Source organism: Prevotella sp. P5-126, from assembly GCF_002251185.1.
GTDB lineage: Bacteria > Bacteroidota > Bacteroidia > Bacteroidales > Bacteroidaceae > Prevotella.
This window is the reverse complement of the sequence record NZ_NPIZ01000086.1, coordinates 1-1,355: the sequence shown is the minus strand read 5'-3', so window position 1 is coordinate 1,355 and position 1,355 is coordinate 1. Positions and strand designations below refer to the sequence as shown.

General features: G+C 48.8%; 2 protein-coding genes. Both read right to left on the bottom strand.

The features are described 5' to 3' along the window. Positions 1-216, bottom strand: a 216-nt coding sequence (locus CIK90_RS14365; protein WP_216820912.1) for a leucine-rich repeat domain-containing protein, incomplete at its 3' end; no start/stop codon positions are given. 31 nt (positions 217-247) lie between these two features. Beyond that, positions 248-1,355: YifB family Mg chelatase-like AAA ATPase (locus CIK90_RS09855; RefSeq protein WP_144007258.1), on the bottom strand; the 1,108-nt coding region annotated here is incomplete at its 5' end.

Genomic DNA, 1,355 nt, shown 5'->3' with positions numbered 1-1,355 from the left:
AAATGCAGCATTTCCTATACAAGTAAGTCCGTTTGGCAATATTATAGATTCTATTTTTGAAATATAGAACGCATTGTCACCTATTATTTTTGTTCCGTGATAAACCGTGTAACACTTTAATCCCATTGGCGCTTGAAGTAAACATGTTTTATCTTTCGTATATTTTACTCCCAATTCATCTACCCAGTAAGCTTCCTGTTTGTTATTCGTACCCATATACGCGTAATATTAAAAATTCCATCAATTATTAAATTCCCCTCTCTGACCAGTCGCTTCTGTCAAGATTGCGGTAGCCCACGGCTTCTGCAATATGGGGAAGTTGTACCTGCTCACTGCCATCAAGGTCGGCAATGGTGCGTGCTACCTTGAGAATCCTGCTATAGGCACGTGCAGAGAGTTTCAATCGCTCCATGGCCATGCGCAACATGTCCATGGATGAGGCATCAGGTTCGGCAAACTGATGCAGCATGCGCTCCGTCATTTGGGCATTGCAGTGGATGCCCTTGTAATCCATAAACCGTTCCTCCTGCATTTTGCGAGCGGCAATGACTCTGGCGCGAATCGTTTCGCTCGATTCACCGGGAGCCATCTGCGAGAGTTGTGCGAAAGGCACGGCTTGTATCTCGCAATGGATGTCGATACGGTCGAGCAACGGACCACTGATCTTGTTCATATACCGTTGTATCTGTCCGGGCGTGCAGGCACAACTGTGAGTGGGGTCGCCATAATAGCCGCAAGGACATGGATTCATGGAGGCTACAAACATAAACGAACAGGGATACTGCACGCTGTATTTCGCACGACTGATGGTGATACAGCGGTCCTCCAAAGGCTGGCGCATCACTTCCAGCACCGACCGGTTGAACTCAGGCAACTCGTCGCAGAACAGCACACCATTGTGTGCCAAACTGATTTCACCGGGTTGCGGATTCTGTCCGCCACCAACCAATGCCACCTGCGAGATGGTGTGGTGTGGCGCTCTGAATGGTCGTTGCGAGATGAGACTGGTGTCGCGCGATAGTTTACCTGCCACACTATGAATCTGTGTGGTCTCCAAACTTTCGCTGAGTGATAATGGAGGCAGAATACTTGGCAGACGTTTCGCCATCATCGATTTACCACTTCCCGGAGGACCTATCATGATGAGATTATGTCCACCGGCAGCCGCCACTTCCAGTGCGCGCTTCACACTTTCCTGTCCGCGCACATCAGCGAAGTCGAGTTCAAACTGTGATTGCTGTTCATAAAACTCTTTGCGCGTATCGATAACCGTAGGGGCTATCTCCGATGAACCATTGAAGAAATTGGCGACATCGATGAGGGTTTCCATGCCATACACCTCTATTTGGTTGACC